The 4,691-nt window shown below is 71.2% G+C and carries 4 protein-coding genes; all 4 read left to right on the top strand.

The genetic code is table 11. The features are described 5' to 3' along the window. On the top strand, positions 1–933 hold a 933-nt coding region (locus tag N798_RS15785; RefSeq protein ID WP_232222675.1), incomplete at its 5' end, for a GntP family permease. Positions 934–1,262: 329 nt separating this feature from the next. Then, complete coding sequence (locus N798_RS15780; protein WP_035950417.1) at positions 1,263–2,006, top strand: hypothetical protein; 744 nt, start codon at positions 1,263–1,265, stop codon at positions 2,004–2,006. Between the two features lie 31 nt (positions 2,007–2,037). Continuing rightward, complete coding sequence (locus N798_RS15775; RefSeq protein ID WP_156971775.1) at positions 2,038–3,738, top strand: sensor histidine kinase; 1,701 nt, start codon at positions 2,038–2,040, stop codon at positions 3,736–3,738. Next, entirely contained in the window at positions 3,735–4,361 is a 627-nt protein-coding gene (locus N798_RS15770) for a response regulator transcription factor (RefSeq protein WP_035905526.1), read from the top strand. Before N798_RS15775 ends, N798_RS15770 begins: the two co-directional genes overlap by 4 nt. The last annotated feature ends 330 nt before the right edge of the window (positions 4,362–4,691 follow it).

Here is a 4,691-nt window from a genome sequence, read left to right as displayed (position 1 = left end):
CCGTCGTCGACGAGGTTGAAGGAGAACTTGACCCGCATGTGGGACCCCGCGACCGACATCGACGAGGACGAGGTCGAGCACCCCGATCACCCCGAGCACGAGCACCACATCGCGCGCATGCAGGCGCTCGGCACCGGTGGTGACTCCGACCGTCACACGACCGGGGCGCTCGCGCTCGCCGAGCTCGACGAGCCGGACCCGGAGCATGTGCCGGCGCGGGCGGCCGGACTGCCTCTGCTCGTGCGGCTGCTGCCCATCCTCGTTCCGCTCGTGCTCATCGCGTTCGGGGCGTTCGCGGACCTGCTCGAGCTCTCGAACGACGTCATCGCCTTCCTCGGCGACGCGAACTTCGCGCTCTTCGTCGGGCTGCTCATCGCGCTCGTGACGGGTCGACGGGTCCTGGGCACCGACCGGACCGCCGACGCCCTCGGACGCGGCTTCCGCACCACCGGCGAGATCCCGCTCATCACCGGCATCGGCGGTTCGCTGGGCGCCGTGATCAAGGCGACCGGTCTCGACAAGACCCTGGCCGAGCTCTTCTCCGCCGACGCCGGCTCGCCGGTCGTCGTCTCCGTCCTGCTCGCCTGGTTCATCGCAGCGGTCCTGCACTTCGCCATCGGCTCGGTGTCAGTCGGCGCGATCACCGCCGGTGGCATCATCGCCCCCATCGTCGCGTCGACCGGTGTCGCGCCCGTCGTCATCTGCCTCGCGATCGCGTCCGGCGCGATGTTCGCCCTGCACGTCAACAGCAACTTCTTCTGGATGTTCTCGACCCTGCTCGGGCTCTCGACCAAGGGCGCGCTCAAGACGCTCACCCTCGCGACGAGCCTGGGTCACTCGTGTCGCTGCCCTTCGTCTTGGCGCTCGGGTTCATCCTCTAGCTGTCCGGCAACCCGGCTCGCGAGCCGGGTTGGCTCTCGCAAGCCGTGTTGACGAGGCTCGCGAACGCACACCAGGCTCGGGAGCCCCGGGTGGGCATCCGGCATACACACGAGTCGGTCAGAAGTACCAGGGGAAGGGCGTCAAGCGCGGCGGTCGGCGACGGCCGTTGTTGGCATCAGCGGGCTGACCTGCGTCGATGCGTTGGTAGCCGTTGGCGACTGGTCCCAGTCGCGGCGACATGCGAACGGCAGGGCTCGATCAGGGCCGCGCAGAGGTGGGCGCACGCCGCCGCCGGGAGGTTGTGATCCGGTTTCACTTCACTCCCGGGAACACTCCCCCGGAGTCTGGAGCCATCGCTTCCGACGAAAGGGGATGCTCTGATGAGCACCGCAGACCTCCTCGGCAACGCCGAGCCGCACGACGACAGCTCCACCCACCCGAGCACGCCCGCGGCGAAGGCCCTGGATGAGGTCAGGGCTCTGACCCGGATGGCTGGGTGGGCCGGCGTCGCCGTGTTCGCCCTCTGGCTGTGCCAGCCGCTCCTCGTGGGCCTGCTCGCGAGCAGCGGGGCCGACGACACCCCTGACATGGCGGCCCTCGAGGCGAACTCGTGGGTCGGCGGCTTCGAGGCCGTGGTGTTCTCGGCCATCGGCGCGGCCTCACTCGTCATGGTCCTCGCCGTGTGGCGCGCGATGCGCCTCACCGGTGCCGCGGAAGGCATCCTCAGCAGCGTGGGGTTGGCCATGGCACTCGTGGGTGCCACCGCGTGGTTCTGGGTCGCCGGGCACGGGCTGAGCATGTACACCTCCGTGGGTGCCGGCTTGGCTGACGTCTCCGCGGACAGTGAGATCCAGGCCGCGTCGCTCCAGGCGTCCTACCTCGCTGTCACGGCGGGTCTGCTCGTGGTGGGTATCGGTTCGGTCGGCTGGAACGCCCTGCTCGCCACGACCGGGCGTCGCTCGGGCCTCATCGGCCGTCCACTGAGCGGGGTGTTCGGTGTCTTCGCCGCGATCCCGCTCTACCAGGCAGCTGTCCCCTTCGCGGCGCCGTGGCCACTCATCGTCGCCGTCCTCAGTTCGCTGGTCCTCGGCATTGCCCTGCTCGTGACGTCGCGAAAGCGGTGATGATCGCGCCCGCCGATGTCATCATCGGCCCATGACCCACGACGGGTTGGTGAGGACGAGTGAGATCGCGGTCACCGTGGTCGTGCTCGTCTTGGCCGTGCTCCTGCTCGGGTCTCTGCGCCGGGTATCGCGCGGCCGCCGGTGGCTCGTCGTGCTGGCGTGTCTGCTCCTGTACGCCGCCATCGTCGTGCCGGGTGCAGCCGCGCTGTGGTTCGCGGCCTTCCCGCTCCTCGTCGGCGTCTACCCCGACGGCGCGATGACCCCGAGGTGGCTGTGGCTGCCGGTGGGCGCCCTTGCCGTTGCGGCGGTCGGTGACCTCGCCACGGGGGGAGCGTGGAGTGAGAGCCCGTGGTGGGCGCTGGTCGTCAACGGCCAGCTGCTTTTGCTTCTGGCCCAGGTCCACCGCTACCGGCGCCGGTCCTCCACGGAGGAACGGGCGGCGGTGCGCTGGGTCATCCTCGGCACCCTGCTGACGACGGCGTCGTTCGCCGCCACCCAAGCCGCGTACGGGTCCATCGGCGACGGGTCGACCGGCTCGGTGGTCGCCGCCCAGCTGGCCGTGCTCCCCCTGCTCGTCGCGGTTGCCGTGGGAGTGCTCGCCCCGCGAGCACTGGATGTCGACGAGTTCCTGCGGGCGACGGTGGTCTCCTTGGGGACGGTTGCCGCGCTGACGGTGGTCATGCTCGCCCTCCCGGCGCCCACATGGGTGCGTCTCGTCGTCGTCGCCGCCATCGCGGCACCGTTGGCGCTCGGCATGCTCCACGTCGGGGACTGGCTCCTCTACCGGGGCCGGCCGGACCCGGACCGCGCCGTCACGCGAATGTTGGCGGCGCTGAACACGCCCTCCGGCCAGCACGACACCCCGAGCACGGTCCTGCAGGCGTTCACCGGCTCCCTCTTCCTGGACCGCGGGCGCATCAGCGGCTCGTGGTTCGAGCCCGTCGGGCTGGGACCGGAGGCGCCCTCGGCATCCGAGTCCGAACAGTTCGCGGTCGACTACCGCGGCGAGGTGCTGGCGGTCCTCGAGCTGCCGCCCCGGCGCGGCGAGAGCACCCTGACCCGCCGCGATCGGCGAGTCGTCGACAGGCTGCTCGCCCAAGCCGCCCCCGCGCTCGACGCGGCGCGCACCGTCGTGGCCCTGCGCGAGTCCCGCGCCCGCACGGTTGCTGCGCGCGAGGAGGAACGCCGCCGGATCCGCCGCGAGCTGCACGACGACCTCGGCCCCACGCTGTCCGGCATCGCGCTGAGTGCGGCCGCCCTGGCCACCCGGATCGGCGACCCTGATGCCTCCCAGCTGCACCGGGAGCTGCGGATGGCCGTCGACCAGTCCCGCGAGCTGGCCTACGGCCTGCGGCCGCCGGTGCTCGATGACCACGGCCTCGTCTCCGCCCTGCACGACCGCATCGGCGGGCCCGACGTCCGCATCGACGCGCCCGAGGACCTCGACCTCCCGGCTTCGGTCGACCTGGCCGCCCTGCGCATCATCCAAGAAGCCGTGACCAACGCCCGCAAGCACGGCGCCGCACCGATCGACATCCGGCTGCGGCTGCGCGACGGGCACCTCAAGCTCCGAGTGAGCGACGCAGGCCCGGGCCTACCCGCCGACGTGCGCGCCGGGATCGGGATGCTGTCGATCACCGAACGCACCGACGAGGTCGGCGGCACCGCCCGCTACGACAGGGCCGCGCACGGGTGCCATCTGCTCGTCGACCTCCCAGTGGAGGCGTCATGACCACCGTCGTCGTCGTCGACGACCACCCCGTCTTCCGCCGAGGCCTCGTGGGGCTGCTGACGGCATCGGGCCACGAGGTCGTCGGGCAGGCCCGCGGCGGGCTCGAGGCGCTCGAGGTCGTCGCGCAGGTCAAGCCGCAGGTCGTGCTCATGGACCTGTCGATGCCCGACGGAGACGGCTTCGAGGCGACGGCCCGGATCACGGCCGAGCACCCTGACGTCGCCGTCGTCGTCGTGACCCTGTTCTCCGACGAGGCCTCGGTGGCCCGGGCCATGCACGCCGGGGCAGCCGGCTACCTCGGCAAGCACGCCGAGCCTGAGCACCTCATCGCTGCCGTGGAGGCCGCGAGCGCCGGCGCGTTGTGGATCGGTCGCGGCGTCGAGCGACCCACGTTCGCCGCTCGATCAGGGGCCGAGCAGGCGGCGCTGCCGGGCGGGCTCACCGCGCGCGAACTCGTCGTCGCCGACCTGCTGGCACGAGGCCTGGCCAACCCCGCGATCGCCGCACGCCTCGGCCTGTCGACCAAGACCGTCGCCAACTACGTCAGCGCGATCCTGCTCAAGCTCGCCGCGACGGACCGAGCAGATGCCGCGCGGATCATCCGCGCCCATCCCAACCACTGAAGCGTCGCGAGCCTCTGCAGGGGACCACGGCGCATCCCATGCGCGAGACGTGCAGCGCCAGAGGTAAGCGAACGACGTTCTGCAGCCGAGCGAGATATCTGTCGCTGCCGCGAGCGGAGCAGCTCGCCCGCAATCCCGCCCAGCGTCGCCGCGGCATCAGAATCCACACAGCGCTCGCGAGCCGGCCATGCGTTCCCGTCACGCTCAAGACACCCGGATCATGACCCCGTCGTCTTCGCGGCCCTCGACCGGGGAGAGCGGGAAGTTAGTCCAGCGATGACCTGCGATGATGCGGCGTTTCAGAAGTACCAGGGGAAGGGCGACCAGTCG

Origin of the sequence: Knoellia flava TL1 (assembly GCF_000768675.1) — a bacterium.
Lineage (GTDB): Bacteria > Actinomycetota > Actinomycetes > Actinomycetales > Dermatophilaceae > Knoellia > Knoellia flava.
This window is presented reverse-complemented; position numbering and strand designations above follow the sequence as displayed.

Coding starts and splice junctions, on each gene's coding strand:
- N798_RS15775 (WP_156971775.1), top strand. CDS start 2,038: ATGACCCACGACGGGTTGGTGAGGACGAGTGAGATCGCGGTCACCGTG.
- N798_RS15770 (WP_035905526.1), top strand. CDS start 3,735: ATGACCACCGTCGTCGTCGTCGACGACCACCCCGTCTTCCGCCGAGGC.
- N798_RS15780 (WP_035950417.1), top strand. CDS start 1,263: ATGAGCACCGCAGACCTCCTCGGCAACGCCGAGCCGCACGACGACAGC.